17 protein-coding genes are annotated in these 21,046 nt (G+C 65.9%); 7 read left to right on the forward strand and 10 right to left on the reverse strand.

The genetic code is table 11. The features are described 5' to 3' along the window. Positions 1 to 159: 159 nt before the first annotated feature. From GGR90_RS11375 to GGR90_RS11405, 7 genes are all read left to right on the forward strand, one after another. Positions 160 to 1,692, forward strand: coding sequence for an AMP-binding protein (locus GGR90_RS11375; protein WP_167921584.1), 1,533 nt, complete (start codon positions 160 to 162; stop codon positions 1,690 to 1,692). Next, a complete protein-coding gene (locus tag GGR90_RS11380; protein WP_167921585.1) occupies positions 1,689 to 2,468 on the forward strand; it encodes an enoyl-CoA hydratase/isomerase family protein in 780 nt (259 codons plus the stop codon). Before GGR90_RS11375 ends, GGR90_RS11380 begins: the two co-directional genes overlap by 4 nt. A gap of 75 nt (positions 2,469 to 2,543) precedes the next feature. Then, positions 2,544 to 3,053 (forward strand): helix-turn-helix domain-containing protein, encoded by a 510-nt coding sequence (locus GGR90_RS11385; protein WP_167921586.1) that lies wholly within the window; start codon positions 2,544 to 2,546, stop codon positions 3,051 to 3,053. Between the two features lie 105 nt (positions 3,054 to 3,158). Further along, entirely contained in the window at positions 3,159 to 5,330 is a 2,172-nt protein-coding gene (locus tag GGR90_RS11390) for a TonB-dependent receptor (RefSeq protein WP_167921587.1), read from the forward strand. Further along, positions 5,327 to 6,214 (forward strand): alpha/beta fold hydrolase, encoded by an 888-nt coding sequence (locus tag GGR90_RS11395; RefSeq protein ID WP_054734988.1) that lies wholly within the window; start codon positions 5,327 to 5,329, stop codon positions 6,212 to 6,214. The genes GGR90_RS11390 and GGR90_RS11395 overlap by 4 nt, the downstream gene beginning before the upstream one ends. A gap of 57 nt (positions 6,215 to 6,271) precedes the next feature. Beyond that, positions 6,272 to 7,234 carry a lipase family alpha/beta hydrolase gene (locus tag GGR90_RS11400; RefSeq protein ID WP_167921588.1) on the forward strand — a complete coding sequence of 321 codons (963 nt, stop codon included), beginning with the start codon at positions 6,272 to 6,274 and terminating at the stop codon, positions 7,232 to 7,234. Next, positions 7,231 to 8,265, forward strand: coding sequence for a lipase secretion chaperone (locus GGR90_RS11405; protein WP_167921589.1), 1,035 nt, complete (start codon positions 7,231 to 7,233; stop codon positions 8,263 to 8,265). Before GGR90_RS11400 ends, GGR90_RS11405 begins: the two co-directional genes overlap by 4 nt. A gap of 5 nt (positions 8,266 to 8,270) precedes the next feature. Here GGR90_RS11405 and GGR90_RS11410 read toward each other — a convergent pair whose 3' ends face one another. The 10 genes from GGR90_RS11410 to GGR90_RS11455 form a co-directional block, all read right to left on the reverse strand. Continuing rightward, on the reverse strand, positions 8,271 to 9,938 hold the full coding sequence (locus GGR90_RS11410; RefSeq protein WP_167921590.1) for an acyl-CoA dehydrogenase family protein: 1,668 nt from the start codon (positions 9,936 to 9,938) through the stop codon (positions 8,271 to 8,273). Beyond that, positions 9,935 to 11,794: an AMP-binding protein gene (locus tag GGR90_RS11415; protein WP_167921591.1), complete on the reverse strand. Its 1,860-nt coding sequence runs from the start codon at positions 11,792 to 11,794 to the stop codon at positions 9,935 to 9,937. Before GGR90_RS11415 ends, GGR90_RS11410 begins: the two co-directional genes overlap by 4 nt. Before the next feature lie 44 nt (positions 11,795 to 11,838). Continuing rightward, the gene (locus GGR90_RS11420; protein ID WP_167921592.1) at positions 11,839 to 12,654 is read right to left on the reverse strand and encodes an SDR family NAD(P)-dependent oxidoreductase; all 816 of its coding nucleotides are present in this window, start codon (positions 12,652 to 12,654) and stop codon (positions 11,839 to 11,841) included. A gap of 240 nt (positions 12,655 to 12,894) precedes the next feature. Continuing rightward, positions 12,895 to 13,653 carry a tyrosine-protein phosphatase gene (locus GGR90_RS11425; protein WP_167921593.1) on the reverse strand — a complete coding sequence of 253 codons (759 nt, stop codon included), beginning with the start codon at positions 13,651 to 13,653 and terminating at the stop codon, positions 12,895 to 12,897. Positions 13,654 to 13,681: 28 nt separating this feature from the next. Next, entirely contained in the window at positions 13,682 to 14,782 is a 1,101-nt protein-coding gene (locus GGR90_RS11430; protein ID WP_167921594.1) for an NAD(P)-dependent alcohol dehydrogenase, read from the reverse strand. Positions 14,783 to 14,797: 15 nt separating this feature from the next. Further along, on the reverse strand, positions 14,798 to 15,766 hold the full coding sequence (locus GGR90_RS11435; RefSeq protein ID WP_167921595.1) for a DUF7064 domain-containing protein: 969 nt from the start codon (positions 15,764 to 15,766) through the stop codon (positions 14,798 to 14,800). Continuing rightward, positions 15,763 to 16,242 (reverse strand): hypothetical protein, encoded by a 480-nt coding sequence (locus GGR90_RS11440; RefSeq protein ID WP_167921596.1) that lies wholly within the window; start codon positions 16,240 to 16,242, stop codon positions 15,763 to 15,765. The genes GGR90_RS11435 and GGR90_RS11440 overlap by 4 nt, the downstream gene beginning before the upstream one ends. Further along, complete coding sequence (locus GGR90_RS11445) at positions 16,239 to 17,399, reverse strand: phosphotransferase family protein (RefSeq protein WP_167921597.1); 1,161 nt, start codon at positions 17,397 to 17,399, stop codon at positions 16,239 to 16,241. The genes GGR90_RS11440 and GGR90_RS11445 overlap by 4 nt, the downstream gene beginning before the upstream one ends. Beyond that, positions 17,380 to 18,324 carry a DUF7064 domain-containing protein gene (locus GGR90_RS11450; protein WP_167921598.1) on the reverse strand — a complete coding sequence of 315 codons (945 nt, stop codon included), beginning with the start codon at positions 18,322 to 18,324 and terminating at the stop codon, positions 17,380 to 17,382. The genes GGR90_RS11445 and GGR90_RS11450 overlap by 20 nt, the downstream gene beginning before the upstream one ends. A 91-nt stretch (positions 18,325 to 18,415) precedes the next feature. Then, positions 18,416 to 21,028, reverse strand: a complete 2,613-nt coding sequence (locus tag GGR90_RS11455) for a TonB-dependent receptor domain-containing protein (protein WP_167921599.1) — start codon at positions 21,026 to 21,028, stop codon at positions 18,416 to 18,418. Positions 21,029 to 21,046: the final 18 nt, after the last annotated feature.

A 21,046-nucleotide genomic window follows, 5' to 3' on the forward strand; every position in this document is an offset into this window, starting at 1 on the left:
TTGCTGTTGGGCCGTCTCCTATGCAAGATTGTTCAATATCGCAAGTGTTCAAAATTTGCATAATCTGTCGCGCCGCGCATAATGCGGGAGAATCGACAAGAATCGGGAGAGAGATATGACGGCATCGAACTGCGCCTCCGCGCTCGCGGGAGCCCGGTCGTGAACCCGCAAGTGGTAGCGCAGAGCGCGCCGGACCGCGCCGCAACGATCATGGCCGCAACCGGCGAGACGATGACCTACAGCGAGCTTGACAGTCTCGCCCGCAGGTTCGCCGGGCTGCTGCGGAGGCTCGGGTTCGGACCGGGCGATCATCTCGCCATGATGATCGACAACGAGATCATGTACCACCCGGTGGCATGGGGCGCCTGGTATGCGGGGCTCTATTTCACGCCCGTCAGCACGCGCCTGACAGCAAGCGAAGTGGCCTATCTGGTCGAGGACAGCGGTTCGCGGATCGTCATCGCCTCCCCTGCCCATGAGGGTCTGATCGCCGAAATCAAACCGGGGCTGCCGCAGGTCGCGCACTGGATTCTCACCGGTACGGGAGCCGGAGGAACATCATCCTTGCGCACCCTGATCGAGACCGAGGCCGAACTCGCGGTCGGACCGACCGATGCCGTCGGCGCCGACATGCTCTATTCGTCGGGCACGACCGGGCGGCCGAAAGGCATCAAGCCGCGCGGCGGTGCGAAACGCGACGAACCAAACCCCCTCGCCTCGCTTCTCACGCAGCTCTATGGCTTCGACGCCGCGACGCGCTATCTGACCCCCGCCCCGCTCTATCACGGCTCGCCGACCAAATATTCGATGGCGGTCCACCGCGCCGGCGGCACGAACATCATCATGGAAGGCTTCGATGCCGAGGGCGCGCTCGCGGCCATCGACCGCTTCGGCGTAACCCACAGCCAGTGGGTCCCGACGATGCTCCACCGCATGGTTCGGCTGCCCGATGAGACAAAGGCGCGCTACGACCTGTCGAGCCACCGCGTCGCGATCCATGCGGCCGCGCCCTGCCCGCCGGAACTCAAGCAGCAGATGATCGACTGGTGGGGCCCGATCGTCTGGGAGTTTTACGCAGGGTCCGAGGCGGTCGGCTATACGTCGATCGACAGCGCCGAGGCCCTCGCCCGCCCGGGATCGGTCGGCCGCTCGGTCTTTGGCGACCTCCATATTCTGGACGGCGATGGCAAGGCGCTGCCGGCGCGCGAGATCGGCCATATCTATTTCGCCAACGGACCCGCGATGGAATATCACAAGGACCCGGCAAAGACCGCGCGTGCCTATAATGAGCGCGGCTGGGTGACGCTCGGCGACATGGGCTGGCTCGATGAGGAGGGTTATCTCTATCTTGCCGACCGCAAGGATTTCATGATCATCACCGGAGGGGTCAATGTCTATCCGGCCGAGATCGAACAATTGCTCGTCATGCATCCCGAGGTCGACGATGCTGCGGTGTTTGGTATCCCCAACGAGGATTTCGGGCAGGAGGTGAAGGCCGTCATCCAGCCAAGGGTCTGGCCCGACGACGGAGCGGCCTTCCAGGACGAGATCATCGCCTATTGCCGCGCGCATCTTTCGCGGATCAAAGTGCCCCGCTCGGTCGACCTCTCGCCCGAATTGCCCCGCCAGCCCAACGGCAAGCTCTACAAGACCGCGCTCCGCGCCGCCTATCTGAAGGAAAGCCAGTCATGACCAGCAAGGCCGACAGCGAGAGCGTCGTCACCGAATATGAGGCGGGGCTGCTCCGGATCAGCCTCGACCGGCCGGCAAACGGCAATGCCGTCACCCCGGGCCTCATCGCCGACCTCATGGGCGCGGTGGCCGAAGCCGAGGATCGCGACGTTCGCGCGGTCCTGATCGCGGGCTCGGGCACCAATTTCTGCGCCGGGGCAGATCTCAGGCATTTCGCCGGCAAGCTCGACCGCGTCGCGGACGAGCTGCAGGAGATGGCGACCGGTTTTCACGCGATGCTGGAGCGGCTCTACCGCCTGCCCAAACCCGTCGTGGCCGCCGTACAAGGTTCGGCAATCGGCGCCGGCTTCGGACTCGCGCTCGCCGCCGACCTCATCGTCGCGGGCCGGTCCGCGCGCTTTTCGACGGGATATGCCCGGCTGGGCCTCAGCGCCGATGCGGGCGTCAGCTGGTTCCTGACGCAGGCCCTCGGGCCGCGCCAGGCAGGCGCTCTCCTGATGACCGCGCGCTTTCTTGGCGCCGGCGAGGCCCATTCGCTTGGCCTGATCGACGAGGTTGTCGAGGACGATGCCTTGCCCGCGGCCGCCGAGGCGGCCGCGCGGGCCTTCGCTGCGGGACCCGGCGGGGCCTATGCCGCCATCAAGGCGCTTACCCGCGCGGCGCGCGGCAACGACCTGCCCGCGCAGCTCGCACTCGAGGAAGCGCATGTCGTGCGCCTCGCGCGCGACCCCGCAGTCGCCGCAGCGATGGCGGCGATGCTGAAGCCGCGAAGCTAGCCGACGATCCGGTCTCATACTTGCGCCGTCCCCGCTGCATCGTGCAAGGTAGCGGGCGAAGGGGACGATGCGTCAATGGAAGAGAGTGAAAATGGAAGGAAGCGCGCGCGGCGCGCCGGGCCGGACGCGTTTGCCGAACGCGTGCTCGGCTATTTCTACCCCGTCCACTACCGGTTCGGCATGGAGATGGAGCAGGCCATGGGCCAGGGCCAGCTCGGCCGGAAGCAGGCTGCCCTTCTCTGGCTCCTTCATTCCGAAGCGGGCAGCGATGGCTGGATGCCGCGCAAGGACATCGAGGCGAAGCTCGGCACCTGGTTCGAAATGAGCCCGCCGAACGTCACCAAGATCATCCGCGACACGGCCAGTCCCCCGCACGAGATGATCGAGATCATCGAGAGCCCGGGATCGGGACGCGAGAAGGTGCTGCGCCTCACCTCGAACGGACGTGCGTTCGTAAGCACGATGATTGCTTCGGCAACAAAATTCCTCACCGGCCGCGTCGGACATATGGATCAGGCCAAGCTCGCCGCGGGACTCGCCTTCCTCGAAGAAGCCTTTGGACAGGAAACCAATTTACCACTTTGAAACTTCCAACTTGGAATCTTACAGAAACTGCATAATATAGCCGGAGCAGCGTCAGGCTGCGCACGGCGAGTCGCATCAGCGACCGCAGGTTCGGGAGAGGACAGGATGGAATTTCGGAAACTGCGCCGCCGCGCACTCACGGCCTTGTGCGCGAGCGCCGCTTTCACCCCCGCTGCAGCATGGGCGCAAAGCGACAGCGACGGTGCCGTCTCTCCCGACGACGGCACTATCATCGTCACTGCGCAGAAGCGCGAGCAGCGGCTCCAGGACGTGCCGGTCTCGGTTACCGCCCTCGGCAGCGCGCAGCTCGAAGCTGCCGGGATCGACAGCGGCACCGAGATCGCCCGGCAGACCCCCAATCTTCGCGTCTCGGTGCTCGGCGACGAGAGCCAGCCGAAGTTCGCGATCCGCGGCATCTCGACCCCCGAGTTCAACCTCAACGCGATTTCGCCGACCGGCGTCTTCTACGACGAGGTCTATGTCGGCTCCTCCTTCCTCGGCGGCGCCCAGATCTTCGACATCGAGCGCGTCGAGGTGCTGCGCGGCCCGCAGGGCACGCTGTTCGGCAAGAATACGACGGCGGGCGCGATCAACTTCATCTCGCGCGCACCGACCTTCCGCAACGAGGGCGAGATCAGCGTCGGTTATGGCGAATATGGTTACGCCGAAATCAAGGGCGCCGGCGAGGCGCCGCTGATCGAAGACAAATTATCGGTGCGCTTCGCCTTCAATGTCGCGCATTCGGACGGTTATATCGAGAATGTGAACCCCGCGGGGCGCGACCTCTCGAACATCGACCGCAAGGCCGGCCGCCTCACGATCGGCTACAAGGACGACAGCGGCTTCGACGCGACCCTGCGGCTCTTCGCGGTCCAGAATGACGCGCGCGCGATCGGCGCGATCAACGAGGGCCTCGGCCCGGGCGGCACCAATGCCTTCGGCCTCAACCCCCGCCTCAATCCGTTCGACGGCACGCCCCTCACCCGCCACCAGGTCGCGACCGACCGCTCGGGCGTGATCGAAGTGCGCGGCCGCGGCGCGATCCTCACGATGAACAAGGATCTGGGCGGTGTCACACTGACCTCGATCAGCTCCTACATCGGTGGCCGCTTCCTCAACCTCGTCGATGGCGACGGCACGATCGCCCCGCTGCTTCACATCGATTTCGGATCGAAGACCGAGGAATATAGCCAGGACCTGCGCCTCTCGACCAATGGCAGCGGCCCGTTCAACGCGATCGTCGGCCTCTATCACCAGCGCGACGATATCGACATCGAGACGACCTATCTTCTCTTCGGCGGCCCGCCGGTCTTCCCCGTGCTGACCCAGAGCTATGAGCAGGCGCGCCGCTCCTATGCCGTCTATGCCGACGGCACCTTCGACCTGTCCGCCGCCCTCGCCGTCTATGGCGGCCTTCGCTACACATGGGACAAGGGCCAGCTCACCAATTTCCAGGTCGCGCCGATCATCCCGGTCCAGGCCGACAAGAGCTACAGCGACGGCGAGCCGACGGGACGTATCGGGGTCCGGCTGAAGCCTGCCGACGACATCATGCTCTACGGCCAGTTCGCGCGCGGATACCGCAGCAGCGCGATCAACGGCGGCGCGCTCACCAACCCCGCCGACCTCAACGTCGCCAATCCCGAAAAGCTCGACAGCTGGGAAGTCGGCCTGAAATCGCAATTGTTCGATCGCATGCTGACGTTCAACGCCTCGGCCTTCCTCTACAAGTTCCGCAACCAGCAGTTCATCAACGTCGTCGGCATCGGCACGCAGCAGCTCGTCAACGCCGGCCGCTCCGAGATCAAGGGCATCGAGATCGAGGCCGCGCTTCGCCCCGCCGAGGGCCTGAGCTTCACCGCCGGACTCGGCCTCCTCGACAGCGAATATAAGGAGTTGCTGCTCAACGGCGTCGATCTTTCGGGCAACGAACTGATCGAGGCGCCGCACCGCACGCTCAACCTCGCTGCGGACTACCGTGTACCCGTCGGCGCCGAGGGCTCGCTGAGCTTCCATTTCGATGCTACCAACGTCACCCGGCAATACTTTTCGGCAACGAACAGCGCCGATTTCCGCGTCCCCGCCTTCTGGGACCTCGGCGCGCGCATTGCCTTCGTCGAGCCGTCGGGCCGCTTCGAGATCGCCGCCTATGCCAAGAACCTCACCGACAACCGCAAGTCGACCGGCATCCAGATCGATCCCTCGACGCTCACCAAATTCTCTACCGTGCCCTATCCGCGCCGCTTCGGTGTCGAGCTGACGGCGCGGTTCCGGTGAGCGAAGCCGCGATCGAGGAAGAGCTTTTCCGGCTGCCCGCGCGCGGTGGTCATGCCCCGCTCGCGCGGCGCTGGTCCGTCGGCGCCCCGCCGCGCGCGATGTTGATCGTCGCGCACGGAATGGGTGAGCATGCAGGCCGCTATCTCGCGCCGCTCGCCCCGATCATCCGCCGCGGGGTCGACGTCGCGGCGATCGACCATCGCGGGCATGGCGAGGATGCGCTCGCGGCAGCCTCGCTCGGCGACTATGGCGAGGGCGGGTTCGCGGGTGTCGAGGCCGACCTTCTCGCGCTCGTCGACTGGGCCCGCGCGGCGGCGCCTGGCCGCCCCGTCATCCTTCTTGGCCACTCGATGGGTTCGATGATCGCGCAGGCGCTGGCGATCGATCATGGCGACCGGCTCGACGGTCTCATCCTCTCGGGATCGGTCGCGGTCGACCATATTCCGGCGGGCGGCGACCCCGCCGGGCTGATCGCGGCGTTGAATTCGCCGTTCGAACCCGCGCGCACCCCGTTCGACTGGCTGAGCCGCGACGAGGCCGAGGTCGACCTCTATCTCGCCGATCCGCTCTGCGCTTTCGGCCTTACAGACGCGAGCTTCGCCTCGCTCGCTGCCGCGGGGCCGCGCCTCGCCGATGCGGACGCGCTCGCGGCCATTCCGGCGAGCCTTCCCATTTATATCTTCTCGGGCGACATGGATCCGCTCCACTGCGTTCTCGGCGGCGTGACGCCGCTGATCGAGCGCTACGAGGCGGCGGGCAAGACCGTCGAGAGCCGCCTCTATGCGGGCGGGCGCCACGAAATGCTGAACGAGACCAACCGGGCCGAGGTCGTTGGCGACCTCTGGCGCTGGCTCGAGCCGCTCCTGTCCGAAGGGAAAGGCTGAGACCCGCCGCCACGCCCGCCGACCGATCCACAATGATAAACAATCGGGAGACGGACTATGAAGACGCTTACCAGCACGCTCTTGAAAGCGGGGGCGTTGCTCGCCGCCGCGCTGGCCGCCACGCCGGCGATGGCGTGGGATATCTGCTGGACGAACTGCGATTTTACGCGGACCAAATATCCGATCGTCCTCGAACATGGGCTCGCGGGCTTTAACGAGCTGGGCGGCGTCCTCCCCTATTGGAACGGCATCCCCGAAAATCTGCGATCGACCGGCGCCGAAGTCTATGTGACGCAGGTCAGCCCGTTCAACAGCTCGGTCGTGCGCGGCGAGTCGCTCATCGCCCAGCTCGATGACATCCGAGCCATCAAGGGCAATAACAGCCTCAAATTCAACCTGATCGGGCACAGTCAGGGCGGCCTCGACATCCGCTATGTCGCCGCAGTGCGCCCCGACCTCGTCGCCTCATTGACCACCGTCGGCTCGCCGCACAAGGGCTCGGACCTCATCACCTTCGACGTCAATGGCCAGCTCGTTCCGACGCCTGCCACCAACGCCTTCAGCAATTTCGTCAGCATGGTCTGGAGCTCCCTCGGCGGCAGCCCCGACCCGATCAGCATCACCGCGGTGCTCAAGAATTTCTCGCCGGCGGGAATCGCGGCCTTCAATGCGAGCTTCCCGGCGGGCATGCCGACGACGTCCTGCGGCCAGGGGCAGGCGGTCACCCAGACCAGCGCGGGGCCGATCCGCAACTATAGCTGGTCGGGCGACGCACCCTTCACCAATGTCTATGACCCGAGCGACCCCGCGATGGTCGCGCTCAGCCTGTTCTACGACGAGCCGAACGACGGGCTGGTCGAGCGATGCGCCAGCCATTTCGGCACGGTCATCCGCGACAATTACCGGATGAATCATCTCGACGAGGTCAATAATCTCTTCGGACTGACCTCGGTCCTCGAGGTCGATCCGCGCACCCTCTATCGCAACCATGCGAACCGGCTGAAGACGGCGGGCCTGTGACGCGAGCGAATGGCAGCGTCCGGCCTCACGGCCGGGCGCTGATGATCGCGGCGGGCGGCGGGCTGCTGCTCGCCGCCATCGCAGCCTGGCAGATCATGGCGAACGGAAGGGGTGACGGGAGCGAAGCCTCCCCGCTCGTGACGCTTCCCGCGAGCGGCATCGGGCCCGACACGAGAGCCGGCCTCGCCATACCGGCCGCCGCCCGTGCACCGCTGCCCTCCTCGCTCGCCGGAACCGCGGTCGACGGCGGGTTCACGATCGACGGGCGCGGCCATTTCGTGCCCGACCGCAATGCGCTGCGCGTCTTCGATTATTTCTTGAGCGCGGGCGGCGAAGAGAGCGAGGAGGTGCTGCGCGGGCGCATCCTCCTTCACGCGATCAACGGCGGGCTTGCCGAGAGCGCGGTCGCCGAGATCGCCGCCGTCCTCGACCGCTATATCGCCTACCGCAGCGCGGCGCGCGCCGCCCTTGCCACCGGGACCGCGGCGCCCGCCGATCTCGGCGCCAGGGTCGCAGCGATGCGAAGCCTGCAGACCATGATGCTCGGCCCCGATCTCGCCAAGGCCTTTTACGGCGACGACGGCGACCTCGCCGACATCGAATTGCGGCGCATGACCATCCTTCGCAATGCGGCGATGACGCAGGACGAGCGGCAGCGCGCGCTGGCCGCGATCGACGCCGAGCTGCCGCCCGGGATACGGAGTGCCCGCACGGTTTCCGCAGCGCCCACGGCGCTGCACCTCAAGGTGGAGGCGCTGCGCGCCGCGGGCGGGTCGGACGCGGATATCGCCGCGATGCGCCGGTCGGAATATGGCGCGGCGGCGGCCGAGCGGCTCGCGGAGCTCGACGGCGCGCGCGCCAGATGGGAGCAGCGCTTCGCTGCCTATCGCCGCGAAGATCAACGGCTTCGCGCGGACCATGGCGGCCAGGGCAATGCGGCCTATCGGCAAGCGCAGGATGCGCTCCGCCAGCGCCACTTTTCCGGCAGCGAGCTCGCGCGGGTGCGCGCGCTCGATGCCGAAGCCCGCTGACCCGATCAGCCCGCGACGAAACTCCGCTCGAGGATCGCATCCTGGTCCGCGCCCGCCGGCAAGGTTCCGAACGCCGCGCCGCCCGCGCCGCCGAGACGCGTGGCGCAAAAGGCATCGGCCACGGCGGCCGGCGAATGACGGACCAGCGCCGCGGCCTGCAGCGATAGCGCCATGCGCTCGGCGAGATAGCGGGCGCTCGCGTCGGCGAGGGGCTCGCCGCGGATGAGGCTGTCGAGCCCGACCGCCGCGGCGTCGAGATGGCGGTTGCCGCCCCTCGCGGCCGCGAGCTCGTCGAAGAAGAGGTTGGCGGCCTCGGGTTCCTTGCGGAGCGCGCGCTGGACGTCGAGGCTGATCACATTGCCCGCCCCTTCCCAGATGCCGTTGAGCGGGGCCTCGCGATAATAGCGCGGGATTACCGACTCCTCGATGTAACCGGCGCCCCCATGCACCTCCATCGCCTCATGGATGAAGGGCACGACGCGCTTGTTGAGCCAATATTTGGAGAGCGCGACCGCGAGGCGGCCAAAGACGCGTTCGCCCTCGTCGCTGCGCGACGCGTCGAAGGCCCGCGCGATGCGGAACACCATCGCGGTCGCCGCTTCGCTCTCGACCGTGAGATCTGCGAGGACGTTGCGCATCAGCGGCTGGTCGATGAGCCGGCGCTGGAAGGCCGAGCGATTGCGCGCGTGATGCGTCGCATGGGCGAGGCCGAGCCGCATGATTCCGGCAGGCACCAGCGACACGTCGAAGCGGGTGTGGAGCATGAACTCCATGACCACGGGAATGCCCCGCCCTTCCTCGCCGACGAGCCAGCCATGCGTTCCCTCGAACTCGAGCTCGGTCGAGGCATTCGACTTGTTGCCGAGCTTGTCCTTCAGCCGCTCGAGCGAGATCGGGTTGCGGGTGCCGTCGGGAAGCCAGCGCGGCACGAGGAAGCAGCCCGGGCCTTTTTCGGTCTGCGCGACGACGAAGATGATGTCGGCGCCGGCCGCGGAGCAGAACCATTTGTGCCCGGTCAGGATATATTCGCGGCCCGGCCCCGGCTGCCCCGCCGGCTTCGCCTCGGTCATGTTGCGGCGGATATCCGATCCACCCTGCTTCTCGGTCGCGGTGAAGGCGATCGAGATGCCGCTCTTCTCGCCGTGCGGGATGGGGCGCGGATCATAGTCTTTGGAGACCATGAGCGGCTCCCATTGCTCGGCAAGATCGGGCTGCTGCCACATCATGGGCACGACGCCATAGGTGATCGCGGTCGGGCAGAGGACGCCGCATTCGAGCTGCGCGAAGAGCATCGAGGCCGCGCCGCGCGCGACATGGCCGCCGCTCTCCTTCGTGCGCCAAGGCAGCGCATGCACCTCATGTTCATAGGCGAGCCCCATCAGCTCGTGCCAGGCCGGGTGGAATTCGACGGTGTCGACGCGCTGGCCGAAGCGGTCGAAGCGCTTGAGCTCGGGGGTATAGCGGTTCGCCGTCACCGCCTTGTGCACCCATTCGGGGTCGAAGACCTTGGCGCCGAGCGCCGCGAGATCGTCGGCCGCCCAGGCGCCGCCTTCGCGCGCGACCGCTTCGCAGAGCGCCGGGTCGGCGAGAAAGGCGTTCGCGCCCTCGAGCGGCGGCGGCTGGTTCTCGACGCTGTGGGTGCGAAGCTGGGTGCGCGGGCTGCGAAAGGTCATGCGAAAGCTCCGGCGAGGTCGATGCGGGTCGTAAAGGTGTAGGGCGCAAAAATGCGATCGATCCGGGCGCGGTCGATTTCATCCTCGGCGGTGACGACGAGCGTGAGCTTGCCGCCCTTCTCCTCGACGGCGACATCCCGGCCCGGGCATGCGGCGCGTCCCACCGCTTCCATCGCCATGATGCGCAGGTGCGGTTTCGAGACCTTGCCGACGGCGGTCATCGGCAGGGCCTCGAGCAGGATGATGTCGACCGGGACAGCCGCGCGCTCCTGGATCTTCGCACGCGCGTGCGCGGCGAGTTCGCCCTCGGCGACGCGCGCGCCCGGCTTGAGTTCGACATAGGCGATCGGAAGCTCGCCCTTCGAAGAACAGGGCCGCCCGATCGCCGCCGCGTGCAGCACCGCCGGATGCTGCGCGAGAACTTCGTCGATCGCCGCGGAATCGATATTGTGGCCGCCGCGAATGATGACATCCTTCTCGCGCCCGTAGATCCACACATAATGATCCTCGTCGACCATTCCGATATCGCCCGTCGTCGCCCAGACGAGACCATCGGGACCGCCCTCGACGAAAAAGCCCTTGTCCGCCGCGGGATCGACATAGCCCGGGATCAGCGTCGGCCCCGCCGCGATCAGCACCCCGCGCTCGTCGGCCGCGGCTTCGCGAACGAAGCGATTGCCGTCGAGCACCGCCGAGATCACCCGGTGAAAGGGCACCACGCGGCCGCACGAACCGAGCCGCGGCGGCACGCCGCCGTCATAGTGGAAGCTCAGGATGCCGTGAAATTCGGTGCCGCCCCAGACCTCTTTCAGCTGGATGCCGAAGCGCCGGTCGAAGGCGCGCGCCACCTCGAGCGGGAGCGGCCCGCCGCCCGTGGTATAGCGCACAAGCGACGCGGGCCCGTCGCCCTCGGCGTCGGCAAGGCCCGCTGCCGTCGTCGGCGCCGTGACAATCGCGGTGATCCCCTCGCGCCGCACAATGTCCCAGAAGCGCGGCATCACCGCCGGATTGCGGAAGCCGTCCGCGGTCAGGGTGACGATGGTCTGGCCATAGACGATCCCGCGCGTCCCCGAAGCGATCGCTCCGCCGACGTGGAAATTGGGCATGGCATGACCGAAGATGACATCTTCCTCGGGTCCCATCGCCATGCCGCAGAGCCAGCCCTGGAAGAGCTGGCCTTCATGGGTGTGGCGAACGAGCTTCGGGCTCCCGGTCGTGCCGCCGGTATGAAGATAGGCGCACACGCCGGCAGGGTCGGTTGCGGGCACGAAGCCGAGCGCGCTGTCCTCGCGGCCAAGCGCCGCCTCGAAGCATCGGGCATCGGACGCGTCGGCCCCCGCCAGCCAGACCTGTGCGATCGAGGGCACGCGTTCGAGCAACGCATCCAGCCGCTCCCACACCCCGCGTCCCCGTTCCGGCGGCACGGAGACGAGAATATCGGCCTTGGCCGCATTCAGGATGGCGGCGACATGCTCGACATCGAGGAACGGGTTGATCGGAACATAGCGCCCCGCGATCCCGCCGGCCCACATGGCGACGAACGCCTCGGGCAGGAAGGGCATGATCACGGCGACGACGGGCTCGGCGTCGCCTCGGCCGCGGCGAAAGAGATTGGCGGCCCGGAAGATCCGGTCGCGATATTCGGCAAAGCTGAGACGCGGCGACCCCATGGCATCGTCGTCGAGCTGCACGATCGCGGCCTTGTCGGGGAATCGGCTCGCAGCCTCCTCGATCGCGCCGGCGAGCGTCCAGCACGGAAGCAAATCGCGCCAGGGCCCGGCTTCAAGTGCCTCGACCGCCATCGCCGACGGCAAGGCCCGCCGCATCACCGCTCCTGCCGCACTCTCGCTGCTCACCCTGTCTCTCCCGATTGTCTGTCCAGGCCGGTCCGCTGTGCGGATCAGGCCGCCGAAATGCCTCCGTTGACGCTGATCGCCTGGCCCGTGATGCGCGCTGCATCGGGCGAACAGAGGAAAGCGATCGTTGCCGCGACATCGTCGGCATCGGCGACGCCGAGCGAGGCGAGCTTCGCCGCCTTGCCGAACAGGCGGGCGCTGAACTCGTCCTCCATCAGCCGGTCGTAGATCGGCGTGCCGCTGATCAGCGAGGGCGTCACGACGTTGACGCGGATACCGTCGCGCTTGACCTCCATCGCCATGGCCCGCGCGAACATGGTGATCGCGGCCATCGCAGCCCCGATAACGGTTTCGCCCGGCGTTGCCGACTTGGCCGCATCCGACGCAACGACGACAATCGACCCTGAACCACGCGCCCGCATTCCGGGCAGGACCGCCCGGCTCATGACCATCGGTGCCGCCGCCTGATCGACGAGGGTGCGCGCGATCTCGGCGGGCTCGATGTCGCCAAGGAGGCGCGGCAGCACGGCGGCCGCGGTGGAGACGACGAGGAGGTCGATGGCGCCGAAAGCGGCCTCAACCTCATCGACGAGACGGACCGCTTCCGCGGGATCGTTCGCGTCGCAGGCGAAGAAGCGCGCCTCGACCGTGGCGGACGAAAGACTTGCGGCAGCGGCTTCGCCGCGCTCGACCGATCGGGCGGCGATCGCGATCCTGGTAATGCCCTGCGCGACAAGGCGGTGCGCGGTCGCCAATCCCACGCCGGACGACCCTCCAACGATCAGCGCGGCCCCTGCACCGCCGCCAGATGGCGTCGATGCGTCGGCTGTGCGCGGCGCTACGCTTGCGTTCGAACCCATGGTCTCTCCGCTCCCGTTTTAGCAGATATTTTATGTAAACAGGATTACTATATGCCGCTTACGTGAACGTCAAGCGCCGTGCCGGACCAGGTCTCCGACCGAGTATATCTTCGAATTTCCTGAGGACTTCGCCCTGCCGGTCGAAATGTCACAATCTCGCGCTCAGCGAGAACAGCGGCTCAACAGGTTTATCAACAAGGCGGAACGCTCGCGCCGCCAGCCGTGCTGGCCGGTGAGACCCTATTGGAGGAGACGCCTGCGCAGGCGGTTCGCGAGCGGCGGCGCTGCCCCGATTGCATCGAGATAGGCGGCCAGCGATCCGAATTCGCGCGCGATGGCGGCGAAGCTCGCGAGCAGATAGTCGGGCTCGACGGTCAGCATCGCCTCGAGGATATCCTCGTCGGGCTGGGCGATGCCATGCGCTTCGATCCGACGCAGGATTTCGGGGCGCAACGCCCGTGTCGCCTCGGGTGCGGCGGAGATCATATAGTCCTCGACGATGGCATCCATCGGGACATTGAGCAGCGCGAGGATCAGGCCGCAAACGATCCCTGTGCGGTCCTTCCCGGCCGAACAGTGGATCAGGACGGGCCCCTCGGCGTCGGCGGCAGCCGTCAGCGTCCGGCCTATCAGCGACATGTAGCGCGGGTCGGAGGGCAACCCGCTGTAAAAATCCAGATAGCGTGCCCGAACCTCGTCAACCGTCTTGAACCGGGTGCTCATGAAGGCGTGATGCGGGGCCGTGCCGCCCTTTATCGCGCCGCCGATCGCGAGGACCTTTCCGGCGTTCGCCGCCGGCCACGGCATCGGGGCCGCGACAGCCTCGTCCGGGAACCGGAGATCCGCGACGACCGAGAAGTTCAGGCCCGACAGTTCGTCGAAGGGCATGTCGCCGAGCGGTCCGGTCTGGCCGGAGCGATAGAGCAGCCGCCGCCGGACATGGCGCGACGCGACGGTCGCCATGCCGCCAAAATCGCGAAAATTCGAGACGCCGGTCATGATCTCGTCGGCACGCGGCCCGGCAGCTTCACAATATGAGGACGGGTTTGATCGCGGAACCGTCTTCCGACGCGTGCGCCGCTGCGTTGATCTCCGCGAAGGGAAATTTGCGGATCAGGCGATCGAACGGAAATTTGCCGTCCCGGTACCAGCCGATCATGCGCGGGATGAATTCCTGCGGATCGGCGTCGCCCTCGGTAATATATTTGATCGTCGTGCCGCGAACGAGCATCGACATCATATTGGCGGGCAGCATCGCCTCGGGCGGCGGAACCGCGACGAGACCAACCGTGCCATGCGCCACCGTCGTCTCGACCGCGACGGCGACGACCGCCGGTATTCCCGTCGTGTCGAGCGCGTGATTGACGCCGCCGCCCGACAGTTCCTTGACCGCGGCGAGGACGTCTTCAGTCGCCGCCGGGTCGATGACATGCGCTGCGCCGAGCTCCAGCGCGAGCGCCCTGCGCTCGGTATTGGGCTCGACGACAATCACCGGGCCTGCACCCACTGCCAGCGCACCCAACAAAGCCGACAAACCGACCGCGCCGCCCCCGAAGATCGCCAGCGACTGGCCCGGCCGGATGCCGAGCGAGATGACCGCCGAGCCGGCGCCGGTCATGATGCCGCACCCGAGCGGGCCCAGGATTTCGAGCGGCAGTGCCGGATCGACCTTCACCGTGTTGCGCCGGTGCGCGACGGCGTAGGCGCCGAATGACGACTGGCCGAAGAAATTGCCGTGAATCACATCGCCTGCCTGACTGAGCGGCGACGTGCCGTCCTCGAGACGCACCCCGGCGAAATTCTTGCCGAGGAACTGATGGCAATAGGCGGGAAGTCCCTCGTCGCAGGTCGGGCAGGCCGCGCAGCTATCGAAGCTCAGCACCACATGATCGCCCGGCGCCAGATCGGTGACCTCGGGGCCGACGCTTTCGACGACCCCGGCGCCCTCATGGCCCAGCACGATCGGCATCGGCACGGGAAAGCCATCGCGCGCGACGAGGTCGGTGTGGCACATGCCGACGCCGACGATGCGCACGCGTACCTCCGCGCCCCGCGGCTCGGCGACTTCGATGTCCTCGATCGAGAAGTCACCCCCGACGGCGCGAACGATCGCTGCGGTAGCTTTCATGGATATTCTCCGAAGTCAGTAGCGTTGGCGGATCGCGTCGCGGTGACGCGTGAGATAGGCGCGACTGAGGCCGAGCTGCTGCACGCCCGTGCCGACGAGGCCCTTGTGCGCGGCGCGCATGGAGGCCTGCAGATAGGTGTTCGACGGATAAGGCGCCCAGTAGCAGCCATTGACGGTCGAAAAGGTGAAATCGAACGTCTTTCCGCGCGCGTCGGTCACGCTGACCTCGCCGCCCATTGGCATCACGCGCCGATACTCGTTGCGGCCTTTGGCCTCGACAAGTCCCGACAGCTCACCGTCCTCGAGTATATATCCGCTGATGAGCGCCCCGAATTCGTTGGTCTTCGCGATGTCGTGCTGGACGAACATATGGCAGGTCAGCGCCTCGCCGAAGCTCACATGCCACCAGATGACGGCACCATTTTCGCGCTCGGGCCGCGGCCCCCAGCTACGGTCTCCAGTCTCGACGCAGTCAACCGCCATGCGCTGGCCGCGAACGCAAAGTTCGCCTGTAATGCGGTAGGTCATTTCATAATGGCCCGACCAGCTGCTGTCCCACGCGGGACCGTTTCGCTTCGCCGCGAGCGGATCCATGGCCGGGTCGTTGATGTCATAGGCGGTGTGCAGCGCATGATAGTCGAGCTTGAACCAGGTATCGTCGATCCCCTGATACTCGACCTGATAATGGTTGACCGGGTCGACGGCCCGCACGGTCAGACCGTTCGGTAAGCTGAAGTCGCTGAGCTTCGCGGGGCACGGCATATGCTGCTGATTGTCGACATAGGCCTGCTCTTCCCAAAGATCGGTAATCCGGTCGATGATCGTCACATCGGCCATGCACACGCCGAGCATCGGCCGCGTGACCACATAGACGATGACATTGATGTTCGCCTCGGGAACGCAAAACGGGAGCGCTATGGTCTCGACCCACTGCCAGTGCGAGCCCTGAGAGAAATGAAACTCTGCGTCCTCCGGGCGGATCATGCCGCCGCGTCCATCGTGTCGAAACCGTAAGGCAGGAACCAGCGGCGATCCTTCTCGACGCGATTGCCTTCGCGGCGCAGGATGATTTCGGAAAGCCGCGCCTTCGCTCCCTCCGCACCGTCCGCCGAAACGGCCTGTACCACGCGTTCGATCGCGCGGTTGAGACCCGTCAGCGACCCGCGGACATCGGCATTTACGGCTCCAATGGCCGCCTTCAGGGCGGCCACCGCAGCCGACGTATCACGCCCGCCATCGATCGCCGCAGCGAGCTCCGAAGCGAGCGCCTCGGTGTCCGCAAGTTCCTCCGCCTCGAACCCGAGGACGGAATCGAACTGGAGACGGAGGATCTGCAGATGGCCGATGGCGAGCTGGACCTGCTCCTGCGCCAGCGACGCGTCCGCCGGAAGATGCGGCAGGACCACCTCGGTCAGCGAACGGATGACGCTTGCGAGGCGCTCGTCGGTCGTCGGTGTCATTCTCCGGCTCCTTTGCTCAGCAGGCGGACGAGATCATTGGCGAACATCGGCGCCGCAGCGCCCAGGAAGGTGAGCAGCACATCCTGGTGATTATGCTGCGACCGCGCCGCAGCCAGGCCGTTGGCGGCGACGATGACGTTGCACTTCCAGCTCGACATCACGTCGTAATAGTGGAGCGTCTCGCGGTTGACCGTCCGGCCCGAACGCCGCTCATATTCGGTGATGAACTCCTCGCGCTCGAACAGGTCGCTGGCCCGAAAGACCCCCTCACCGTCGAAGCTACCGAAAATCTCCATCAGCACCCAGCCGAGATCCTCGTGATAATCCCCGATCCGGGCCAGCTCCCAATCGAGGAGCGCGGTGATTTCGCCGCTTGCCTCGTCGAAGAGATAATTGCCGGTCCGGTAGTCGCCGTGCAGCATCACGAGCTCGGCGGTGTCGGGCATATTGTCCGCGAGCCATTGGGTCGCGAGCGACATGATGGGCCTGGGTTCGCCCTCGTCGACTTCCCACAATTCGCGCCAGTAATTATAGGCCCAGCGCGCGGCCTGCTTGGCATCCGCCTCGGGGATCTCGAACCCGGGGAGCGGATTGGCGCGATAGTCGTAGCGGTGGATCTCGACGAGATGGTCGAGAAACTGGTCCTTGATCTTCTCGCGAAGATCGGGGCCGAGCCACGTGCCGAGGCCGGACACCTTGACCCCGGCATCGCTCGGCTTGGTGACGCCCGAGACGACGCGCAGGATCGCGGCCGACTGCGGGAAATGCTTCGCGTCATTGTCGATCCACACCGGTTCGGGAACGGGAACCCGTCCCCGCATCGCACCGATCAGAACGAACTCGCGCTCGCGGTCCGTCTCGGTGATCGCCGAGCGCGGGTCCATACGAAGCAGGAACTTCTCCTCCGCACCGCCCTCGGATAGCGTGAAGAAGAATTGCTCCTTCGAGGCCCCTCCGCCGACGCGGCGAACGCCCGAGACGGCCGCGCCGGGTCGCTCTTTCGCAAAAAAGCTCGAGAGGATCTCGACGATCTCTTCGGTCAGCGCCGCGCGGTAGGGCGGCAGGGTCCGGTTCGCGCTGCGGCGATCGATGATGTGCCGATGGACGGCTTCCATGTCGTTCCGCACGACGGGGCGCTCAATAAGGTCCGTTTGCACGAATATGCTCCAGATAATCGGTGGGCCAGCAGCATTCCATCCAGCCGACCCCTTCCTTGCCGTCGATGAAGGACCGGCCGCCGCTTTCGTTGAGGCTGCAATTGGGAACGGGTTTCAGCGTGTAGCATCCGAAGACCTCGGTCCTGACGCTCGTCGTCCGGCCCGCCTCGTCGACGATCTCAGCGGTATAGCCGGTCTGCCAATATTGGTCGTCGTAGGTCACGTCGACGGCAACAGTGGAAACGCGTGAGGCCTTGCCGTCCTTGAAGACATAGCCGCGGACATTTTCCTTGCCGAGCGCATTGAAGCGCCAGAAATGCACCGAAATCTCGTCGCCGACCTGCCCGACGAACCACTCATATTGCTGGAACGGCACCCAGTCGCGCGTGCCCCAGCTATGGTCGCGGTGTCCCGTCGCGTCGAACTCGATCACGCGGTCGCCGATCCGCAGCGTGCCCTTGACGCGGCCCGCCTGCTCGATCCGGTCGGTGGCGCAATAGGCCGGGCAGCCGCGCGGGTCGGATGCATAGGCGTAGGGCGGATGGGTTGCGGTAAACTCATAGTCGACGGTGGCTTCGGGCGTCTCCCAGCGAACATGCGCCGAGCCGAACTTCAGATCCTGCTGCATCTCGAAACCCTCGATGCGCCAATCGTCGAAGCCCATGTCCGCGGGCACCGGCCTGTCGGCGAGCCGCTGCTGGATCGGATCGCCGCCGACGCCCGGGCCGAAGACCGCGAGCGCCGCGCCGGCGACGCTGTCCTTCGACACCCAGGTATAGGTGAAGAAGGCGATCTGATGCTCGGGAAGCACAACGATATAGGGAATGGACTCGCGTCCCATGGCGACGTCGGGGAGCACATGGCGACCATCGTGAACGGCATCGACGTCCATATCCGGTTCGACCCAGACATTGCTCTCTAACATCATCTCTCTCCATTCCGTTTTTGATATCTAGTCGGTAATTGCGCCGCGGCCCTGACGGGAGGGTGTCAGGGCCGCGACACCCCCTTTTTCGTTAGAAGCGCAATGTGGCCTCGACGCCGTAAGTGCGGGGCTGTGCACGGACCCGGTATCCGGTGCCGAACAGATTCTCGAGGCTGATGCCGAACGGGTAGTAGAGCTTGTTCGTCAGATTCTTGCCCCAGACCGAGAGCGAATAATTGCCCATCGTATAGGTCGCGCGGGCATTGGCGACCCAATATTTGCCATTGCCGTCGCCGAACTTGCCCGATGCCACGGCAGGCAACGGTCCGCGGCTGTAATCCTTGAACGAGTCGAAGTAGAACTGGCCGGTGTAGTTGACGTCGCCGTGCAGCGTCAGCTTGTTGTCGCCGTCGTCGATGACGTCCCAATCGGCGGCAAAGGAGGCCGACTGCTTCGCGGCATAGGGGAAAGGATTACCCCCGACGCTGACCGGACCGCCCGACGACACGACGCAGCTGCCGAGCTGGGCCGGGAAGTTCGGAATGGTCGAGGGATCAGCCGGGCAATCGCCGCCCTTGTAGCTCGAGTCCAGCAGACCGAAGGAGGCGCTCAGCGTGAAGCCGTTGACCGGCTCGACGATCGCTTCGACCTCGAGCCCCTTCAGCGTCCCGTCGAGCGAAATAAGGTTCGCGGTGGCCGACGCGTCGACGACCTGTCCCTGCTGGCCCTTATATTTATAGTAGAAGGCCGAGACGTTGAACTGGGCGCGATTGTCCCAGAAGCGCGACTTGATCCCGCCTTCGAACGCGTCGACCTGCTCGGGCTTCACGAAATATACCTGGTTGGCACTGCCATAGGCCAGGCCGTTGAAGGTGCCCGAGCGGTAGCCGCGGCTGTAGCTCGCATAGACCATGACATCGTCGACGGGCTTCCAGTCGACGATCGCGCGTCCGGTCACACGTCCCGCCGAACCCTGGTTCTCGAGGCCGCCCGGAAGCGGAATGCCGAGACCCTGGAAAGACGGAATGACCACATTGCCGGCTTCGTCACGCACGTCCTGGAGGAAATAGGGAGCGAAGGCCCCGCCCTGCTGGAAGTCCGACACCGTGATGAGGCGCGCCGTGCCGGTGTCGTCATAATAGGTGGTGACACCGTCGAGGAACCGGTTCTTGTCCTTCGTATAGCGCAGGCCCGCAGTGAACTTGAGGGTCGGCGTCAGCTCGTAGCTCGCCTCGCCATAGGCCGCGTAGGAGGTGCGCTTCTGGACGAAATGCTGGGTCGCATAGATGCCGGTCGGGAGCGAGCCTGCCGAAAGCGCGGTCCCATTGAACGCGCCGCCCGGGTTGAAATAGCTCGCCGGAAGTCCGACGGCGGCGCGCACATCGCGCAGGAAGTTGAAGAAGTCGGGGGTGTTGTCCCCCGTCACCTTGTCCTTGCCGTAGAAGGCACCGACGATCGCCTTGAACGGCCCGCCATCGAAGTCGAGACGGACGTCCTGGTTGAACGCGCTGAACTTCGACCGGTAGCCGATCGCACAGAGGCGCAGCGGCGTGCCGTCGCAGTCGGTCGACGACTGGGCATAGAGACCGTCGTCATAGCCGCTCACCGAGATGAGCTTCAGATTATCGGTGAGATCGATGCGGGCATCGAAGACCACGCCGCGGGCCCGCGAGGTCGCGACGCCGACCGAGTCGAGTTCGACTTCATTGATCCCGAGGCCGCGGCCCGACTGGCTGTAACTCGTCGGCAGCAGACCCGCCGGGGCAAGCGCCGAGAACAGCCCGCCGAGCAGGAAGTTGGGATTGGTGTAGCTGATCACGTCGCTGTTGCGCGACGAGCCGGTCGGGATCGGGCTTTCAGTGCCGCCCTCGGCTTCGGCTGCATAGACCTTGAGCTTCAGGTCGACGGTGTCGACGGGCTTCCAGCGCATCGACAGGCGAAGGCCGTAGCTCTGCGTGCCGCCGGGGCTCCGGCCGGTGTTGAAGTTCAGGCCCGACGCGCCGCCGCCAGCCGCCGTGCTCGGGCCTTCGGGCAGCCGGTTCTTGATATAGGAATCGGCGTCCACATAGGTAGCGGCGAGGCGAATACCGAATTTGTCGGGCGACGGCGTGACTTCGATCGCGCCTTCGAGGTTGATGCGGTTGTAATTGCCGTAGCCGGCGGTGAAATAGCCCTCCTGCCCTTCGAGCTGCGGTGCCTTGGTAATGAAGTTCACCGCGCCGCCCGTGGTGTTGCGGCCATAGAGGGTGCCCTGCGGGCCGCGCACGACTTCGATCTGGTTGAGATCGTAGAGCTGCTGGCCATGGCTCGAGCGGAATGCCTGATAGACTTCGTCGACATAGACGCCGACCGGCGATGCCGCATTGGCGTTGAACTCGGTGCCGACACCGACGCCGCGCACCGAGAAGTTCGGCTGCTGCTGGCCGTACGGCGAGGACACCTGGAAGTTCGGCATCGTGTTGTTGAGATCGCTCGTCTCGAACACGCCCTTGTTCTGGAGCGATTCGGACGAGATGGCCGAGACCGCGACGGGCACATCCTGCAGATTCTCGGACCGCTTGGTCGCGGTCACGATGATGTCGCTGAGGCCGACCTGATCCTGGGTGGTGCCCGTTTCGTCCGCCGGCGCTTCCTGCGCAGAAGCGGGCGTCGACAGGCTGGCGATCGCAACGGCGAGCACGCTCGCGGACATAAGGCTCTTCACTATCGCTCTCCCTTTGGC

It is taken from the genome of Sphingopyxis italica, assembly GCF_011926545.1.
Taxonomy (GTDB): Bacteria; Pseudomonadota; Alphaproteobacteria; order Sphingomonadales; family Sphingomonadaceae; genus Sphingopyxis; species Sphingopyxis italica.

Coding starts and splice junctions, on each gene's coding strand:
- GGR90_RS11380 (WP_167921585.1), top strand. CDS start 1,689: ATGACCAGCAAGGCCGACAGCGAGAGCGTCGTCACCGAATATGAGGCG.
- GGR90_RS11385 (WP_167921586.1), top strand. CDS start 2,544: ATGGAAGAGAGTGAAAATGGAAGGAAGCGCGCGCGGCGCGCCGGGCCG.
- GGR90_RS11390 (WP_167921587.1), top strand. CDS start 3,159: ATGGAATTTCGGAAACTGCGCCGCCGCGCACTCACGGCCTTGTGCGCG.
- GGR90_RS11400 (WP_167921588.1), top strand. CDS start 6,272: ATGAAGACGCTTACCAGCACGCTCTTGAAAGCGGGGGCGTTGCTCGCC.
- GGR90_RS11410 (WP_167921590.1), bottom strand. CDS start 9,938: ATGACCTTTCGCAGCCCGCGCACCCAGCTTCGCACCCACAGCGTCGAG.
- GGR90_RS11420 (WP_167921592.1), bottom strand. CDS start 12,654: ATGGGTTCGAACGCAAGCGTAGCGCCGCGCACAGCCGACGCATCGACG.
- GGR90_RS11425 (WP_167921593.1), bottom strand. CDS start 13,653: ATGACCGGCGTCTCGAATTTTCGCGATTTTGGCGGCATGGCGACCGTC.
- GGR90_RS11430 (WP_167921594.1), bottom strand. CDS start 14,782: ATGAAAGCTACCGCAGCGATCGTTCGCGCCGTCGGGGGTGACTTCTCG.
- GGR90_RS11435 (WP_167921595.1), bottom strand. CDS start 15,766: ATGATCCGCCCGGAGGACGCAGAGTTTCATTTCTCTCAGGGCTCGCAC.
- GGR90_RS11440 (WP_167921596.1), bottom strand. CDS start 16,242: ATGACACCGACGACCGACGAGCGCCTCGCAAGCGTCATCCGTTCGCTG.
- GGR90_RS11450 (WP_167921598.1), bottom strand. CDS start 18,324: ATGTTAGAGAGCAATGTCTGGGTCGAACCGGATATGGACGTCGATGCC.